The 16,011-nt window shown below is 67.9% G+C and carries 15 protein-coding genes; 6 read left to right on the top strand and 9 right to left on the bottom strand.

Going from position 1 to position 16,011, the window contains the following annotated elements:
• Window positions 1-70: 70 nt before the first annotated feature.
• The 4 genes from ABNQ38_RS34425 to ABNQ38_RS34410 all read right to left on the bottom strand — a co-directional run bounded on the left by ABNQ38_RS34425 (window position 71) and on the right by ABNQ38_RS34410 (window position 3,622).
• Window positions 71-997: a ParB/RepB/Spo0J family partition protein gene (locus ABNQ38_RS34425; RefSeq protein ID WP_377811367.1), complete on the bottom strand. Its 927-nt coding sequence runs from the start codon at window positions 995-997 to the stop codon at window positions 71-73.
• Complete coding sequence (locus ABNQ38_RS34420) at window positions 990-2,009, bottom strand: AAA family ATPase (protein WP_377811366.1); 1,020 nt, start codon at window positions 2,007-2,009, stop codon at window positions 990-992. The genes ABNQ38_RS34425 and ABNQ38_RS34420 overlap by 8 nt, the downstream gene beginning before the upstream one ends.
• Before the next feature lie 159 nt (window positions 2,010-2,168).
• Window positions 2,169-2,789 (bottom strand): hypothetical protein, encoded by a 621-nt coding sequence (locus ABNQ38_RS34415; RefSeq protein WP_377811365.1) that lies wholly within the window; start codon window positions 2,787-2,789, stop codon window positions 2,169-2,171.
• A gap of 11 nt (window positions 2,790-2,800) precedes the next feature.
• A complete protein-coding gene (locus tag ABNQ38_RS34410; protein ID WP_377811364.1) occupies window positions 2,801-3,622 on the bottom strand; it encodes a helix-turn-helix domain-containing protein in 822 nt (273 codons plus the stop codon).
• A 782-nt stretch (window positions 3,623-4,404) separates the two neighbouring features.
• On the opposite strand from ABNQ38_RS34410, the gene ABNQ38_RS34405 reads away from it, so the two are divergent.
• Window positions 4,405-5,634: a plasmid replication protein gene (locus tag ABNQ38_RS34405; RefSeq protein WP_377811363.1), complete on the top strand. Its 1,230-nt coding sequence runs from the start codon at window positions 4,405-4,407 to the stop codon at window positions 5,632-5,634.
• 23 nt (window positions 5,635-5,657) lie between these two features.
• Here ABNQ38_RS34405 and ABNQ38_RS34400 read toward each other — a convergent pair whose 3' ends face one another.
• From ABNQ38_RS34400 to ABNQ38_RS34380, 5 genes are all read right to left on the bottom strand, one after another.
• A complete protein-coding gene (locus ABNQ38_RS34400) occupies window positions 5,658-6,167 on the bottom strand; it encodes a c-type cytochrome (protein ID WP_377811362.1) in 510 nt (169 codons plus the stop codon).
• A gap of 19 nt (window positions 6,168-6,186) precedes the next feature.
• A complete protein-coding gene (locus tag ABNQ38_RS34395; RefSeq protein WP_377811361.1) occupies window positions 6,187-7,158 on the bottom strand; it encodes an alpha-ketoacid dehydrogenase subunit beta in 972 nt (323 codons plus the stop codon).
• Window positions 7,159-7,175: 17 nt separating this feature from the next.
• The gene (locus ABNQ38_RS34390; RefSeq protein ID WP_377811360.1) at window positions 7,176-8,141 is read right to left on the bottom strand and encodes a thiamine pyrophosphate-dependent dehydrogenase E1 component subunit alpha; all 966 of its coding nucleotides are present in this window, start codon (window positions 8,139-8,141) and stop codon (window positions 7,176-7,178) included.
• Between the two features lie 150 nt (window positions 8,142-8,291).
• The gene (locus ABNQ38_RS34385; RefSeq protein WP_377811359.1) at window positions 8,292-9,641 is read right to left on the bottom strand and encodes a GAF domain-containing protein; all 1,350 of its coding nucleotides are present in this window, start codon (window positions 9,639-9,641) and stop codon (window positions 8,292-8,294) included.
• Entirely contained in the window at window positions 9,638-10,192 is a 555-nt protein-coding gene (locus ABNQ38_RS34380) for a hypothetical protein (protein ID WP_377811358.1), read from the bottom strand. Before ABNQ38_RS34380 ends, ABNQ38_RS34385 begins: the two co-directional genes overlap by 4 nt.
• A 355-nt stretch (window positions 10,193-10,547) precedes the next feature.
• Between ABNQ38_RS34380 and ABNQ38_RS34375 the strand changes: the two genes are divergently transcribed.
• The 5 genes from ABNQ38_RS34375 to ABNQ38_RS34355 all read left to right on the top strand — a co-directional run bounded on the left by ABNQ38_RS34375 (window position 10,548) and on the right by ABNQ38_RS34355 (window position 16,010).
• Window positions 10,548-10,826: a lipid asymmetry maintenance protein MlaB gene (locus tag ABNQ38_RS34375; RefSeq protein WP_377811357.1), complete on the top strand. Its 279-nt coding sequence runs from the start codon at window positions 10,548-10,550 to the stop codon at window positions 10,824-10,826.
• Between the two features lie 4 nt (window positions 10,827-10,830).
• Window positions 10,831-11,199 carry a response regulator gene (locus ABNQ38_RS34370; RefSeq protein ID WP_109046704.1) on the top strand — a complete coding sequence of 123 codons (369 nt, stop codon included), beginning with the start codon at window positions 10,831-10,833 and terminating at the stop codon, window positions 11,197-11,199.
• Complete coding sequence (locus ABNQ38_RS34365; RefSeq protein ID WP_377811356.1) at window positions 11,196-13,193, top strand: chemotaxis protein CheA; 1,998 nt, start codon at window positions 11,196-11,198, stop codon at window positions 13,191-13,193. Before ABNQ38_RS34370 ends, ABNQ38_RS34365 begins: the two co-directional genes overlap by 4 nt.
• Window positions 13,194-13,245: 52 nt before the next feature.
• A complete protein-coding gene (locus ABNQ38_RS34360; protein ID WP_377811355.1) occupies window positions 13,246-13,698 on the top strand; it encodes a chemotaxis protein CheW in 453 nt (150 codons plus the stop codon).
• An 83-nt stretch (window positions 13,699-13,781) separates the two neighbouring features.
• Window positions 13,782-16,010, top strand: coding sequence for a methyl-accepting chemotaxis protein (locus tag ABNQ38_RS34355; protein ID WP_377811354.1), 2,229 nt, complete (start codon window positions 13,782-13,784; stop codon window positions 16,008-16,010).
• Window position 16,011 lies beyond the last annotated feature (1 nt).

Below are 16,011 nucleotides of genomic sequence, written 5' to 3'. Positions count from 1 at the left end.
GGCGGTCATCGGCACGTCCAAAGCCGAGAAGGCCGTGCAATGGGAACCGTTCCCATTGCACGGCCTTCCATTACGCCTTGCGCTGTTCGAGCAGCGTGTCGATCAGCGACCGCATCCGCATCAGCCGCTGCCAATCCTCATCGGTCAGCGGGCGCGGCTTTTCGACCATCGCGCTGATGGTTTCCTGAGCCCGGTTGAGCACGCGGAACACCCGCTGCGGAAGGGCACTCAGCGCCATTTCCGGTGAGCCGTCGGCGGGGTTGTGGGGGAAGCGCTCGCCCTCATCGCCGGCGCTCTTCCGCTGTGGCGGCTCGCCGTCCGGATCGGGATTTCCCAGCCCGTCACCGCTCTTCCATTGGGTCCACATGGCAAGCGCGGACGCCTCCGACGCCGCCCGGCTCAGGGTGAGGAGGAAACGGAGCGTCGGCTCGTGCTCGGCATATTCCTTGCGGATCACCCCGGGCAGGGATTGCAGGCGGAGCAGCTTGGAGATCATGCTGCGGTCCTTGCCGACGATGCCGGCAAGCGCCTCGTCCGTGTAGCCGTGACGCTCCTTCAGCCCCTGCAGCGCATCGGACTGCTCGAACGGAGACAGGTCGACGCGCTGCACATTCTCGACCAGCGCCACCTCGAGCGGATCGCCGGCGGTCAGGACCGCGGTGATGGTCGGCCAGCCCAGCGCCCGGGCAGCCCGCCAGCGCCGCTCGCCCCACACCAGAAGATACTCGCCGTTGGCCTGCTGCTGCACACCGATCGGCTGCTTCAGACCATGCCGGTCGAGCGAGGCGGCCAGAGACGCCAGTTCCTCTTCCCGGAAGATCTTGCGCGGCTGGTCGGGATTGGTCACCACCAGCCCGATGTCGCAGGCGAAAGGCCGCTCGAAGGGCACAGCCTTGCCGGTCAGCGCATTGCTGTCGAGCCGCACCGGGCTGGCGCTGTTCTGATCGCTGCTCTTGGTGATAAGCCCCATGTTGGAGCGCGGAATGCCCTTAGCCATGCGTCATCACTCCATGACCGGCCGGCACGATGCGGCGGTCGCGTTCCGCGATCAGGGTCTGCACCACCAGATCGAAGGTTCCGATCCCCGGCGCCTTGGCGTTGAAGGCGACCAGCGCATCGCCGCCGGCCGAGGATTGCGGGTAGAGCGTGGTGTTGGGGATCGGCGGGAAGATATGGACCTCCTGCCCGTAGGTATCGTGCATGTCCTTCAGGGTGGCCTGATCCTGGGTCGTGCGGCCGGAATAGAAGGTCGGGACGATGCCGAGCAACGACAGGGTGGGATTGCCGCGTTCCCGCACGAAGTCGATCTGCCTGCGCAGCGTGCCCATGCCCATGAAGGCGAGCGGCTGGGTCTGGCACGGGATTAGGACCGTGTCGCTGGCCACCAGGGCGTTGGTCACCAGATGCCCCAGCGTGGGCGGGCAGTCGATGAGGATGAAATCGACGCTGCGGCGCAGTTCGGCGAGGCGGCTGCGCAGCGTGTTGTGCGAGAACTGCTGGGCGGCAAGCTCGGTCTCGCTCTCAGCCAGCTTGAGGGAGGAGGGCAGCACCCGGAGGCGCGGGTTGCGCGTCTCGACCAGACATTCCTCCGCCTTCGCCACTCCCTTGAGGACATAATAGAGAGTCTTCTCGGCGTCCTCGCAGGCGACGACGTCGACGCTGAGATGGATGCCGGCGTTGGCCTGGGGGTCGGAATCCACCAGCACGACGGAATAGCCGCGGTCGGCCAGCATGCGGCCGACATTGACGCAGCCGGTGGTCTTGCCGACGCCGCCCTTCTGGTTCGCCAACGACACCACCAGCGCCGGGCCGGGCTTCTCGACCGGAAGCACCGGGTGCTTGCGGACGAAGGCGACGACGGCCTGCGGAATGCGCTCGCCGCCATTCTCCCAGCGCGAAATCCGCTGGCGGTCGTAGGAGCGGTCCAGGCCCTCGTTCAGAAAGGCCGCGAAGTCTTCCCTCGTTTGCCCGCGAGCCTCGCGGTACGCCTTCAACTGTTCGCCGAGCATGCCCCCTCCCCAATCCGTCGAGTCCAGCCGGATCACCGATAGTGTGAGACACTCACACCTGTCAACGCCGTTCGGATGGGCCGGCATGCCCGCTTTAGCGTCTCGCCGCCACCCTGTCTTTTCGGCAACACCGGTGAAAGCCGCGATCAAGGCCTGGAATCAGGGAAAACGGCGGATACAGGGAGCCTCGGCCAGCCGGGTGAAACCCGGAACCGACGATCCGGGCAGGGCGGCACCCGACAGTTTGCGGAGACACTCGGCCAGCTGGCGCTCCTTCGCACAGGCCTCCTCGCACAGCGCCCGCATCTCGGCGATGCTCGGCCGCCATTTCCGTGTCCGCCGCCAGCTGCGCGCTGCCTGATCGATTGCCCAGCCCGGAAACTCCCCCAGATCCTCGACCCAGTCCATCGCAACCAGCTGCTCCACTTCGGGCGTCAGCCCCTTCGCTGGGTAATGCGACAGCAGTGCCAGGATACGGCCGAGCAGCCGCTCGGGCTCCGCCGGAGCCAGGACCGACCCTTCGAGATCGGCCAGCGCCCGTTGCGCAAGTGCGGCCTGCCGGGCGGTGACGCTGGCAGGCGGCGACCAGATCTCGGAAAGCCCGTCGAAGCCATTGTCACCGAAGCGCGGACGGTGTTCGAGCCGGCCGGCGGCCAGCACCTCGCGCAGCGGTTCCGGCAAGGCCGCAACGAGCAGCCGGCGGCGGTCGCCCGGCGGCATCGCGGGGTCGAAGGGCAGCGGCGAACGCTCCGGCACCGGCATGACGGCGGCGGCTGACATGGCGGTTCTCCTCACAGCCAGGAACGGGGTTCGGGCTTCGCATCCTTGAGCCGCGCCGCGACGGTCATCCAGGCATTGACGCGCTGTTCGGCAGCGCTTTCGCGTGACCGGACGGTCGGCGAAGCGGACGGCGGAAGGGGGGCACCGCCCGCCGCACTCTTGGCCGCGGGTGCCTTGCCGGCGGCGGCATCCTGGATCAGCCAGGCGCGCCATGCTGCGGAGATGTCGCGGTAGCGGTAGCCATGCGCCTGGCAGCGCAGGACGAAGCCCTCGACATGCCGACCGAGATCGACTGTGCCGAAACCGCTGCGGGCCCAGGCGAGGTCGTCGGTGCTCGGCATCCAATCGGCAGGCACGTCGGACATCTGCCCGCGCCCGCCCGTGGCGAGCGAGTCCGGAATCTGTTCGGAATGGAGGTGTTTTTGACTCGCTGGCGGACAGGGGGCGTTCATCAGCGAGTCATCCCTGTCCTCCGCATGAACATCCCCGGCGGCGGCAGGGCGCGGCGCCTCCTTCGCGGCCCCGTTCCCATCCTGCTCGACGCGCAGCCGGTACAGGCAGGACAGCCGGGAGCCGTCGCGACCGCGGCGGTGTTCGATGCGGACCAGACCGATGTCGTCCAGTCGTTGCAGGATTCGGTTGATTGTCGGGCGCGACCGCTTGAGTTTGGCGGCGAGCGTCGATTGCGACGGCCAGCAGACGCCGTGCTCGTCGGCAAAGGTGGCGAGCGCCGCCAGGATGGCGAACCCGTCGGCGTCGAGATCGGGGTGGTCGAGCCACCAGGCGGGGATCCTGCCCCAGCGGCTGGTGCTGTCGGTCGGCGAGCTGCGCATCGGGTGCTCCTGCGAGGTCTGGCAATCGGCATGGGCCGACGGATCTGCAGTCAGGATTCCCCGAGGGACGGGCATCGGCCAAATTGCACCCGGCGCCCACCGTTGGGTGTCGGGTGCAGATGCATAGGTGCCGGATGCAGCCCGGTAGGGTGTGGGTGCCGATGGATAGGCGCCGGGTGCAGATGACCTGCGAATCGGAGCGGGCCATCTGCACCCGGTTCCTATCGGACGGCGGTGCGGGACTCTGCACCCGGTTGCCGCGGCAGGAGGGGCCGGAGGATGATCCGCTTTCTGCACCCGGTGCCTACCGTCACGCCAGGGCGGAAGGCTGCCCGGCGATCCCGGACTCGCTGGAGGCTCTGCTGCACCCGGCACCTACCGACCGCTTGCGGTCTCCGCCTGCCTGCGCAGCGGGGGAAGGGGAGCTGTCGGCGTGAGCGTCGGCGCAGTTGGGTAGGCATCGGGTGCAGATCGATGCGGAGGCTGGAGATCCTGGCGCCCCAGGGGCCGTCGCTGGAAGCCGGCCGGGCAATTCCACCCCGATTCGGACGGTTACCGGTAGGTGCCGGGTGCAGAAAGGAGTGTCCGGCTGCCTGTCCCGGCGTTTCCTGCACCCAGGACCTACTGGTCTGCACCCGGCACCTATCGCTTCTGCACCCGCAACCTGCCTATCTGCACCCGGCACCTACCGGCATGGAGAAGGGCATGCCAAATCCGTCATTGCGCAGCGGATGTCCGACCCCATAGCGTGTGTCGTTGGAGACGTGGCTGGAGACCCCAAGATGTCGAGCAACACACCGGGCGGAAAGGGCGACTTGAAGCAGATGGCGTTGCCGCTCCAGTTCGCTCTGTTCGAGATCGACGAGCCCGACGACGCCAAGCGCACGACCCATTTCGTCGGCCTCTACGATGTCGCGCCCAAATGGGTCTTCTTCGCCTCCGATGTCGCACGCTCCAACGGCCGCAAGCGTTCCGCCGGCGCGGTCGACGCTGCGGAGCCCGATCCGGCCAAGCCGCGCTTCCTGCGTCAGGTGAAGCGCGAGTTCGTCTTCAACGACAAGAGCTATTCGCTCAAGATCCTGCCGGCCCGCATCGAGCGCCGGGTGAAGGAGGGCGCTACCGAGGTCGTCGAGGAAATCGACATGTTCCCCGGCGAGAAGGAGCAGGTCGTCGAGGAGGTCATCCGCCGGCTTGCGGCCGAGAAGGCCCGGCTGTCGACCGGGGACAAAGACTCCATCGTCTTCAAATTCACCCTCTACGAGGTGATGCAGGAGCTTCGGCGGGTCAAGCACACGCTGAGCCTGCCGGAACTCAAGGAAGCGCTCCTCGTCCTGCGCCGCTCGACCATCGTCATCGCGGAAAAGGGCGGGAAGAACGCCCTGCTCGATTCCAGCGTCTTCCCGCAATTGTGGATGCGCAACCAGGACGTCAACGCCGGCGGCTCGCCGGACGAGAACGGCCGGGCCGACGTCGAAACCGCCGTGCAGTTCAACTGGATGGTGGAAAACACCATCCGCAGCGTCGAGCAGCAGCGCATCTCCTATGAATGGCTGATGCGCATCGCCAATCCGTTCTCGCGCTGGCTGTTCAAGCGCGTCGCCTTCACGCTGCTGCAACGCCATCACCAGGACCGGTCCAGCATCGAGATCACCGCGCGGGAGATCATGCGCGACAGCGGCATGACGGAATGGGCGCGCTGGTCGAACATGCTCCGCTGGATTTCCGACATCGTCGATGTGCTGCAGAAGGTCGGCGCACTGGCGGAGGTCGAACGCGAGGTCATCAAGGTCGGCAAGCGGCACGACGACATCATTTTCCGCCTGCGTCCGTCCGACCTGTTCCTGCATCAGATCGCCGAGGCGCATCGGGTGTCCGCCTGGAACCGGCGGGAGATCGCCCGTGCGGCCGACGCCGAACAGGCGCCGGGCAGCTTCGTCCGCGTCGATTCCAGGGAACTGGCCGACACCCGGCGCCGCCGGAAGGCCGAGCTGGTGTCGATCAGCGAGGACTGAGCGAACCCGCCGGGACGCCGGTTTCACTCGCTCTGCGGCGCCACCACCCGCATCACGAACCCGGTTGGCTTCGCCGTCGCGCCGAAGGGGCCGGGGACCTTGTTGGCGACCGCCGGCAGGCTCTTCAGGTAAGCGGCGATGGCGTAGGCATCGGCGTCCGTCAGGACGGAGAAGGCCATCCAGGGCATCACCGGCGCCAGCATGCGCCCGTCCGGCCGCTTGCCGGTCCGCAGCGTGGCGACGATCTGATCCTCGCTCCAGTCGCCGAGCCCGGTCACCTTGTCCGGCGTCAGGTTCGGGCCGTGGAACACGCCCACGCCCGGGATCTCGAAGCCAACCTCCGATCCGCTCAGCGCGTGGGCGAAGTCCGGCTTGCCGAGGAAGTTGCCCGGGGTGTGGCAGTCGTTGCAGCCGCCGAGGGCGACGAGGTATTTGCCGCGCTCCACCCTCTCGTCGGCGCGGGCCCCATCGGCGTGGAAGGCGAAAGCGGCGGCGGACAGCAGGAGGGCGGTGCACAAGGCCTTGCGGAACATCGTCGGCAACTCCGGGTGATCAGGCGGCGAGCGCGCCATGAACGAGGGACTGGACCGCCGCGACCACCGCGTCGGCCTGGGGAACGAAGGCCTGTTCCAGCGGGAAGCTGGCCGGGGCCGGGGCGTCGGGGCCGGTCAGCCGCAGCACCGGCGCCCGCAGGCTGGCAAAGGCCTTCTCGGCGACCAGCGCCGCGACCTCCGCCCCGACGCCGCACAGGCGGCTTGCCTCGTGCACGACCACCAGCCGGCCGGTCTTGGCGACCGACCGCAGGATGGCGTCCTCGTCCAGCGGCTTCAGGCTGCGCAGGTCGAGGACATCGGCGGAAATGCCGGCCTCGGCCAGCCGGTCGGCGGCGGCCAGGCAGGTGCCGACGGTCTTGGCGTAGGAGACCAGCGTCACGTCGTCGCCTGCCCGCCGCAGCGCGGCCTGCCCCAGCGGGATCGCGTCGATGTCCTCGGGCACCTCGCCGGCGCTGTAGCCGAGCGCGATGTCGGCGAAGACCAGCACCGGGTTGTCGTCGCGGATCGCCGCTTTCAGCAGCCCCTTGAAGTCGGCGGGTGTCGAGGGCATCACCATTTTCAGGCCGGGGCTGTGGACGAACCAGGATTCGATGTTGTGATTGTGCTGGGCGCCGACGCCCCAGCCGGCGCCGGTCATCGCCAGCACCACCATCGGGAATTTGAACTGCCCGCCGGAGACGTAGCGCAGCTTGCCGGCGCTGTTGACGATCTCGTCCATCGCGTAGCACAGGAAGGGGGCGAACAGCAGGTCGATCACCGGGCGCAGGCCGGTGGCAGCGGCCCCGGCGGCGGTGCCGGCGATGATGCCCTCGGCCAGCGGGGTGTTGCGGACGCGGGCCGGGCCGAATTCGCCCAGCAGGTCGCGGCGCTTGGTGGCGACGCCCTCACCGAAGATCAGCACGGAGGGGTCGCGGCGCATCTCCTCGGCCAGCGCGGCGGAGATCGCATCGTTCACGGTCATCTGGGTCATGGTGTCGGTCTCCCGGGTCAGGCGTAGACGTCGCGGGTCAGTTCCTCGGGCGCTGGGTACGGGCTGGCCTCGGCGAAGGCGGCGGCCGCCTCCATCCGCGTCCTGACCGACTCTTCCATCCGGGCGGCGGCAGCGGCGTCCAGCAGCCCGTCGCGTTCCAGCCGGAGGCGCAGCAGGACGACGGGGTCGCGCTCGCGCCAGCGGGCCAGCTCGCCGGGGTCGACGTAGGACTGGTCGTCCGGTTCGAAATGGCCGCGCAGCCGGTAGGTCATGGCCTCCAGCAGGAAGGGCTTGCCGGTGCGGCGGATGGCGGCGGTCGCGGCGGCGGCGGCCTCGAACACCGCCAGCGGGTCGTTGCCGTCGACCACCGCACTGTCGATGCCGTAGGCGGCGGCATGGCCGGCGACCCCGTCGGCCGTCATCGTCTCCTTGCGGTGGACGAAGGCCTGCCACTGGTTGTTCTCGCAGACATAGAGGATCGGCAGGCTCCACACCGCGGCGAGGTTCAGCGATTCGTGGAAGCGGCCCTCGCAGGCCGCCCCGTCGCCGAAGAAGCAGACGACGATGCCGGGGCCGCCCTGCATCGAGCGCGACAGCCCCACGCCGGTCGCCAGCGCCAGCTCGCCGCCGACGATGGTGGAGGTCAGGACGATGCCCAGCTCCTTGGCGGAGATGTGCAGCGACCCGCTCTTGCCGCCGCAATAGCCGCCGCTCTTGCCCTGCACCTCGGCCAGCATCCGGCCGGGGTCGGCGCCGCGGGCCAGCAGATGGCCGGCGCTGCGGTGGTTGGTGAGGATCAGGTCGTCGGGGGTCAGCGCCGCGACGACGCCGACGGCCGACGCCTCCTGCCCGATGGCGGTGCAGGTTCCGGCGGCGCGGCCGCGGCCATGCAGGTCGACCAAAGTTTCTTCGTAGGCCCGGATCAGCATCATGCGCTCCAGCATCATGCGCTCCAGGGCCTCCACGGGAGGGAGGGCGGTCATGTCGGTCGGCTCCGTGACGTTGTGTGCGGAACGGACCCTACGCAGGCAATCGCCGTTGGCTTGCTAACTGTTGCCTAACGGAATGCTAAAATATTCGTAACTGTTTCTGGCCCGATAACTGTCGGGATGGAAAGTAAAGCCGGACGGCGTTCACGCCGTCTCCTGGAGGAGAAGCGGCTTTGTCACCACCAGGCGGAAGCGTCCGCGTCCGGTCTTTTCGATGCGCAGAACGCCGCAGCGCTCGTCCAGCCGGCGTTGCAGCAGGATCAGCCGCGCTTCCAGATTTTCGGCGAAATCGGGCAGCGGGATGTCGGGGGCCAGCCGCAGCTCGCGGTTGGTGAAGTCGGTGCGGCCAAGCGTGGTGTGGTCGCGCACCAGCTTCCACAGGATGGCGCCGGCCACGCCCTTGATCAGATAATCGTGGTCGACGAACACGCTGTCGTCGGCGGCGTAGTGGCGGACCACCACCGGGGCGCCGCCAGCCTCCGGGCAAGTGGCGGAAACGGGCGCCACCTCCTCCGCCGGGGGCAGGGCCTGCATCAGCGCGCCGAGCTGGGCGGCCAGCGTCGCCAGCGCATCCTCGTCGTCGTAGGTGAAGCGCATTTCCTGCCGGCTCTCGACGAACAGCACGCCGGCCAGACGCCGCCCGGCCAGGATCGGCACCGCCAGCTGGCTGTGCGGACGCTCCAATCCGGGAAAGGGGATCTCGCGGGCCGGGCCGCCGGTCAGCCCGGCGTCCTCCGCCCCGTCGCGGGCGGTCAGGCTGTAGGCGACGTCGCTGGTCATGTGGGTGATGCGGATCGGCACCCGTTCCCGCGCCGCCACGCCGATCACCCCCTCGCCGGGCGCCACCTCCGACCCGACGCCGGAGGAGTCGTAGCCGAGCGCCGCGACGGTGAAGAGCCGGCCGGTCGCCTCGTCCGGCATCAGGATCAGCGCATGGTCGACCCCGAACAGCCGCCGCAGCACGCACAGGCTGTGGTCAAGCAGCTCCGTCAGATCGGCGCAGCCGCGCAAGGCCTCGCAGGCCCGCCGGGTCGCCGACAGGAGGCTGCGCTGGGCGACCGGGGCGGGGAGGGGGGCGCCGCCGGGCACCGCCTCGATTGCCGTCACCCGGTAGAGGTCGGCGCCGAGCAGCCGGAACACGTCCTGCATTCCGACGTGGGAGGCGATGCCGGCCAGCTTGGCCTTCATGCTCTCGAACAGCGGCCCGGTGGTCTCGGTGCGCAGGTAGCACAGCTCCATCCGGTACTGCGCGGCGGTCGGCGGGTCGATCACCTGCAGGACGGCGATGGGGTTGGCCAGGATGTTCGCGCGCGTCTTGTTGAAGAACTGGTAGGACAGCGCGACGTGGTCGGGATCGACGTAATGGACCTGCGACAGCAGCGAGACGTTGGGCGTTCCGTCCGGCGCGCAGGTGGCGATGGTCGCCGGCACCGCCCCCTCCAGGCAAGCGCGGATCGCATCGAGCGTCAGGGAGGCGCTGGTGGCGGCACTCATGGCGGCACCGCGCTACCGGCCTTCGGGCCCGGTGTCTGGTCATAGAGCCGCGACGGGCAGAAGCGGACCACTGCCAGTGTGGCCGGGTCATGCGCCATCAGGGCGCGGGTGAAGGCTTCGCCGTAGCCGATCAGCGCCAGTTCGGCGGCGAAGGCGTCGACGTGGCGGGCGGCCATCGCCATCGCCTCGGGATCCGCTGCGGTGACGGTGGCGTCCTCGCCGATCAGCTGGATGGAGAGATGCGTGCTCGGTTCGGTCGCCGCCAGGGCGAAGCGTCCGGTCTCGGCAACCGCCGCCAGCAGGGCGGCGTTCGCCGTCCGGTCGAGGCAGACGCCGATCCAGGTCGAGTCCGCCGGCACCTGCACCGCCAGTGCCCGGCCGACCCGCGGTCGGTTCGCCCGATCGCTCGACGATACGACCAGGCTGACGCCACGCTCCAGGAAGGTCAGGATCGCCTCGCTCAGACCTGCCCGTGCCGGCCTTCCGCCCTCCGGCCCCATTCTTTCCGGCCACGCGCCCCGCTGCCCGCCCCGTTGCCCGCCGTTCGCCACGAAAGCCTCTCCGGTCGTCCAGCCACAGACTATCAAGAGGCGGGGGGCGGCCGCAAACACGCACACGATTGCCCGCCGTGACCGGAAGGGGAGGGGACGGCGTCACCGGCCGACCGGTACGACCGGCCCGGTGCCGGCGAAGAATCTAATATAGATGCTATATCATCTTTCGCGGCCATTAAGTTGCGATGAAACCGGGGTTGGGGATATCCCGAATTTCAATTACGCAGACCAACAAGATATGAAATTTCAACATGTGCCTTGCGGTGACATGGCGACTGCGATGACGCGGCGAATGCGGTGAAGACGAATGGCCGATCTCAGTGGAAGCGTTGTTGTGGAGTGCGTTGGCCCGATGACGCTCATCGAAGTCGAGGACGTTCGCGACCGGCTTCGGGATTCGCTGAGTTCGGCTGGCCGGGTCGATGTCGATTGCAGCGAGGTTGGCGAGACATCGATCTGCTTCATTCAACTTCTGCTGGCGGCGCGCAAAAGCGCAGCCGGGCGGGGCATCGGCCTGCATCTCAAGCAGCCGATCTCCGCATCGATGCGCGATGCGCTCGAACGGGGCGGCTTCATCGTTATGTCCGGACCTACGCGCAAGGCGGATGAATTCTGGATTGGAGTGCCCTGACATCATGGCGAAGACCATACTAGCCGTCGACGATTCCGCCAGCATGCGCCAGATGGTCAAGTTGACCCTGTCCTCCGCCGGTTATCAGGTGGTGGAGGCCGCGGATGGGCGTGACGCCCTGGTCAAGGCGAAGTCCGGCAGCTTCAATCTGGTGCTGACCGATCTGAACATGCCGAATATGGATGGCCTGACGCTGATCCGCGAATTGCGGACGCTGCCGGCCTATCGCGGCATCCCGATGGTCTTCCTGACAACCGAATCCGACGCCGGCAAGAAGGCCGAAGCCAAGGCGGCCGGCGCCACCGCCTGGATCGTCAAGCCGTTCCAGCAGGACCAGCTGCTGAGCGTCGTCCGAAAGATCGTCGGCACATGACCGGCGGCGACCCGGGCCAGGTCTTCCGCGAAGAGGCGGCGGAGCTTCTGGCCGATCTCGAATCCGCACTGCTCCATCTGGAACAGAGCCCCACCGACCGCGAGCCGCTCGACACCGCGTTCCGTGCCCTGCACACGATCAAGGGCTCCGGCTCGATGTTCGGGTTCGAGGCCGCGGCGAGCTTCACCCATCATCTGGAAAGCGCCTTCGACCGGATGCGCAAGGGCGAACTGGCCGCCACGACGGCGATGATCGGCATCGCCCTTGCCGCCAAGGACCATATCCGCATCCTGATCGAGGATCCCGCCAGCGCCGACCCTGCCGTAGCCGATGGCATCCTGGCCCGGCTGGCGGACCTGAGCGGCAGTGCCGCGATGTCCGCTCCCCTTGACCGGGAGCGCGACGACGAGGAAAGCCGGGCGACCTGGCGTGTCCGTTTCAGGCTCGCTCCCGATGCGCTGGAGCGCGGAACCAACCCGCTGCTGCTGCTCGATGAACTGCGTGGGCTGGGTGAGGCCGAGATCGTCGCCCTGACCGACGACGTTCCGCCGCTGGGCGAGCTGGAGCCGACCCGCTGCCACATCGTCTGGGAGCTGATCCTCACCACCGCACATCCGCGTTCGACCATCGAAGACGTGTTCATCTTCGTGATCGACGAGACCGAACTGACCATCGAACCGGTGTCGGCGCTGCCGGAGCCGGCGGCGGAGCAGGAAACGGTGCCGGTGCCCGTTCCGGCGATGGCGGCCGGGCCTGTCCCGCCGAAGGAGCCGGCCCTGCCGAAGGCGGAGCCTGTGCCCGAGAAGGGCAGGGCGCAGCTGGCGGCCAACTCGATCCGCGTGCCGGCGGAGCGGCTCGACGATCTGATGGATCAGGTTGGCGAGCTGGTGATCGCCCATGCCCGCCTGAAGCAGCTGATCTCCGACAGCGTCGATCTCCAGATCAAGTCGGTGACCGAGGAGATCGAACGGCTGTCCAACGGCCTGCGCGACATCACCATGGGCATCCGCATGGTGCCGGTGGAATCGCTGTTCGGCCGCTTCCGCCGGCTGGTCCGCGACCTTTCGCAGGAGCTGGGCAAGGACGTGGCGCTGACGATGTCCGGCGAGGAGACCGAGCTGGACAAGACGATGATCGAGCGGCTGAACGACCCGCTCGTCCACATCATCCGCAACAGCCTGGATCACGGTCTGGAACCGGCGGCGGAGCGCGTGGCGGCGGGCAAGCCGCCGCAGGGCCGCATCCATCTGTCCGCCCGCCATGCCGGAACCCGCGTGCTGATGACCATCCGCGACGACGGGCGCGGGCTGGACCGCGACCGCATCCGCGCCAAGGCCGAGGAGCAGGAGCTGATCCCGCCCGGCGCCAAGCTGTCGGACGCCGAGCTGTTCCAGCTGATCTTCCATCCCGGCTTCTCGACGGCGCGGACCTTGACCAGCGTGTCGGGCCGCGGCATAGGCATGGACGTGGTCAAGCGCACGATCGATGGGCTGCGCGGCACCATCGAGGTGTCCAGTCTGCCGGGCGGCGGAACCGAGATCACGCTCGGCCTGCCGCTGACGCTGGCGATCATCGACGGGCTGCTGGTCCGGGTCGGGCAGGGGCGCTACGTGATCCCGCTGTTCGCGGTGGAGGAATGCGTCGAGCTGCCGGCCGATGTCGAACGCCGCCATGCCAACCGCAATTTCCTGAACATCCGCGGAGCGCTGGTGCCGTTCCTGCGTCTGCGCGACAGCTTCGCCGTGCGTCATCCGCCCGATCCCTATCAGAAGATCGTCATCATCTCCTCCGGCGACAAGCGCGTCGGTCTGGTGGTCGATCAGGTCCTGGGCGACCACCAGACCGTCATCAAGTCGATGTCCAAGCTGCATGCCGACGTCGCCAACTTCTCCGGCGCCACCATCCTGGGCGACGGCTCGGTCGCGCTGATCCTCGACATCGCGCAGATCGTGGCCGCCGGCCAGACGCAGGAGCTGCGGCGCGAAGCCTGCTGAGCGGTCCTCACAGCGAACCTATTCCATCGACAGACGTCACAGGGAGGCCGGCATGGCCGTCACCGGGACAGAGACCTTCGAAGCGCTGACCCTGGGGCTGGGCGGCGAGATCTTCGCCATCGACGCCAATTCGGTCCACGAGATTCTGGACATCGTTCCCCAGACCGAGGTTCCGGGCGCGCCGCCGCTGGTCGGCCACCTGATCAACGTGCGGGGCAAGGTGGTGCCGCTCGCCGACCTGCGCATCCGCTTCGGCATGGAGCGCACGCCACCGACCATCGACACACGCATCGTCGTCGTCGAAATCCTGCTGGACGACGAGCCGACGGTGGTCGGGCTGCTGGCCGACAAGGTCCATGAGGTGACCGGCATCGCCGGCGCCTCCATCGAGGACACGCCCGACATCGGCATGCGCTGGAACCCCGAGCTGATCAAGGGGATCGGCAAGCGCGGCGACGACTTCATCGTCATTCCGGACATCGTCCGGATCTTCACGACCCATTGAAACCCGGTCAACGGAAACCAAACCGGCCGGCCCGGTCCTGTCCTTGGGACAGGCCGTCCAGGTCCGCGGAGCAAGGAACGGCCATGCGCATCTCCATAAAAGCCAAAATCGTCGTGGCATTCGGCACGGTCATCCTGCTGTCCGCCGCCACCGCCGGCATCGCCCTGAACGGGCTGACGGACCTGAACCAGAAGATCGAGGAACTCGTCAACGTCTCGGCCCAGCGGATCAATGTCGCCCGCCAGATGCCGACGCTGGTCTATCTGATCCAGCGCGAAGAGAAAAACTTCCTGCTGTCGAGCAGCGAAGAGGACATTGAGCGTTTCGACAAGGGAATGCTGACGCGCCGGGAGGAGTTCAAGGGAGTCCTGGAGCAGTACCGGCGCATCGCCGATGCCGAGGGCACCCACAAGGCGGCTCAGGTCGAGGCCCTGATGGCGGAATTCACCAATTCCCAGGACAAGGTCCGCTCCATCGGGCGGGTCCATTCCAATTCAAAGGGTGCAGATATGCTGATCGGCCCCGGCAACGATTCGGTTGTCGCGGCACAGGAAGCCTTGCGGCCTTTGCTTGATCGCGTGGAAACCGGATCACAGGCGACAGCGGAACAGACGGCCATAGCCCACCTGATCCGGCGCATGACGACGGACTGGGCCAATGCGCGCATCATCATCAGGAATTCGCTGCTCGTGTCCGACGACGCGGGCACGGCCGCGATGCTGAAACCGTTGCCCGACCTGTTGAAAAGCATTTCCCAGCAGCAGGACAACATCCGTAGCCGCCTGACGGCCGATGAAGACATCCGCGCCTTCAACACCTTTATTGATCGGTATCGGGTTTATGAACGCGTCACCAACGACGCCCTCGCCCTCTCCCTGAAGAACACCGAGAACAAGGCACTGGCGATCTCCATCGGTGAAGTGCGCACCGCCGCCTCCAAGCTGGGACAGGCGGCCAACGAACTGGTTGCCGATGCCGAGAAGAGCATGACGGCGGACAAACAGGGGGCAGAGGCCACCTACGCCCAGATCCGCGCGATCACCATCGGTGCGGTGGCGCTCGCCCTGCTGGTCGCCATCGCCGCCGGTGCCTACATCGCCATTTCCATCGCCCGCGGCCTCGGCAAGGCGGTCGGTCTGGCCGATGCGGTCGCCATCGGCGATCTCAGCCAGAAGGTGGAGGTGTCGACCGACGACGAGATCAAGGATCTGGTGACGGCACTGAACAGCATGACCGCCAACCTGCGGGCGACCGCCGAGGTCGCCGACGAGATTTCCCGTGGCAACCTGACCGTCCAGGCCCGTCCGCAGTCGGACAAGGACACGCTGGGTCTGGCGCTGGAAACCATGCTGGAGAAGCTGCGCGGCGTCGTGACCGACGCGCTGTCCGCCTCCGACAATGTGGCCGCGGGCAGCCAGGAGCTGTCGGCCAGCTCGGAGCAGCTGTCGCAGGGCTCGACCGAGCAGGCGTCCGCCGCCGAAGAGGCCTCGGCCTCGATGGAGGAGATGGCCGCCAACATCAAGCAGAACGCCGAGAACGCCACCCAGACGGAGAAGATCGCCCGCCAGTCGTCCAAGGACGCCCAGGCGTCGGGCGAGGCGGTCAACAAGGCGGTGCAGGCGATGCAGACCATCGCCGAGAAGATCAGCATCGTGCAGGAGATCGCCCGCCAGACCGACCTCCTGGCGCTGAACGCCGCGGTGGAGGCGGCGCGGGCCGGCGAGCATGGCCGCGGCTTCGCCGTGGTCGCCTCGGAGGTGCGCAAGCTGGCCGAGCGCAGCCAGGGGGCGGCGGCGGAGATCAGCTCCCTGTCGGCGGAATCGACCAAGATCGCCCAGGAGGCCGGACAGATGCTGGGCCGGCTGGTGCCTGACATCCGCAAGACCGCCGAACTGGTCGAGGAGATCAGCGCCGCCTGCCGCGAGCAGGACATCGGCGCCGAGCAGATCAACCAGGCGATCCAGCAGCTCGACAAGGTGACGCAGCAGAACTCCAGCGCGTCCGAGCAGATGGCCGCGACCTCGGAAGAGCTGTCGTCGATGGCGACGCAGCTCCAGGACACCATCTCCTACTTCACGGTGGAGGAGAAGGCCGCCGTCCGCTCCGCCGCCCGCAGCCCGGTCTCTGTGTCCGCTCAGGCCCGGCCGGCGCAGGCTCAGTCCCCGGTTCCGGCCGCCCGCCGTCCGTCGACGACCGTCACCCTGACGCACAAGCCGGCGGCGAAGCTGAACGGCAGGGACCGCGGCGTGAAGATCGCGCTGGAAGGCGGCAGCGGCCCGGACGCGCTCGACGCCCGCTACACCGCGTTCTGAT

Source organism: Azospirillum sp. A29 (genome assembly GCF_042604625.1).
GTDB lineage: Bacteria > Pseudomonadota > Alphaproteobacteria > Azospirillales > Azospirillaceae > Azospirillum > Azospirillum palustre.
Note: the sequence above shows the minus strand (reverse complement) of the source record. Positions and strands in the feature narration are given on the sequence as shown.

Excerpts from the sequence above, each read along its gene's own strand:
- ABNQ38_RS34425 (WP_377811367.1), bottom strand. The coding sequence starts at position 997 with ATGGCTAAGGGCATTCCGCGCTCCAACATGGGGCTTATCACCAAGAGC.
- ABNQ38_RS34420 (WP_377811366.1), bottom strand. The coding sequence starts at position 2,009 with ATGCTCGGCGAACAGTTGAAGGCGTACCGCGAGGCTCGCGGGCAAACG.
- ABNQ38_RS34415 (WP_377811365.1), bottom strand. The coding sequence starts at position 2,789 with ATGTCAGCCGCCGCCGTCATGCCGGTGCCGGAGCGTTCGCCGCTGCCC.
- ABNQ38_RS34410 (WP_377811364.1), bottom strand. The coding sequence starts at position 3,622 with ATGCGCAGCTCGCCGACCGACAGCACCAGCCGCTGGGGCAGGATCCCC.
- ABNQ38_RS34405 (WP_377811363.1), top strand. The coding sequence starts at position 4,405 with ATGTCGAGCAACACACCGGGCGGAAAGGGCGACTTGAAGCAGATGGCG.
- ABNQ38_RS34400 (WP_377811362.1), bottom strand. The coding sequence starts at position 6,167 with ATGTTCCGCAAGGCCTTGTGCACCGCCCTCCTGCTGTCCGCCGCCGCT.
- ABNQ38_RS34395 (WP_377811361.1), bottom strand. The coding sequence starts at position 7,158 with ATGACCCAGATGACCGTGAACGATGCGATCTCCGCCGCGCTGGCCGAG.
- ABNQ38_RS34390 (WP_377811360.1), bottom strand. The coding sequence starts at position 8,141 with ATGACCGCCCTCCCTCCCGTGGAGGCCCTGGAGCGCATGATGCTGGAG.
- ABNQ38_RS34385 (WP_377811359.1), bottom strand. The coding sequence starts at position 9,641 with ATGAGTGCCGCCACCAGCGCCTCCCTGACGCTCGATGCGATCCGCGCT.
- ABNQ38_RS34375 (WP_377811357.1), top strand. The coding sequence starts at position 10,548 with ATGACGCTCATCGAAGTCGAGGACGTTCGCGACCGGCTTCGGGATTCG.
- ABNQ38_RS34370 (WP_109046704.1), top strand. The coding sequence starts at position 10,831 with ATGGCGAAGACCATACTAGCCGTCGACGATTCCGCCAGCATGCGCCAG.
- ABNQ38_RS34365 (WP_377811356.1), top strand. The coding sequence starts at position 11,196 with ATGACCGGCGGCGACCCGGGCCAGGTCTTCCGCGAAGAGGCGGCGGAG.
- ABNQ38_RS34360 (WP_377811355.1), top strand. The coding sequence starts at position 13,246 with ATGGCCGTCACCGGGACAGAGACCTTCGAAGCGCTGACCCTGGGGCTG.
- ABNQ38_RS34355 (WP_377811354.1), top strand. The coding sequence starts at position 13,782 with ATGCGCATCTCCATAAAAGCCAAAATCGTCGTGGCATTCGGCACGGTC.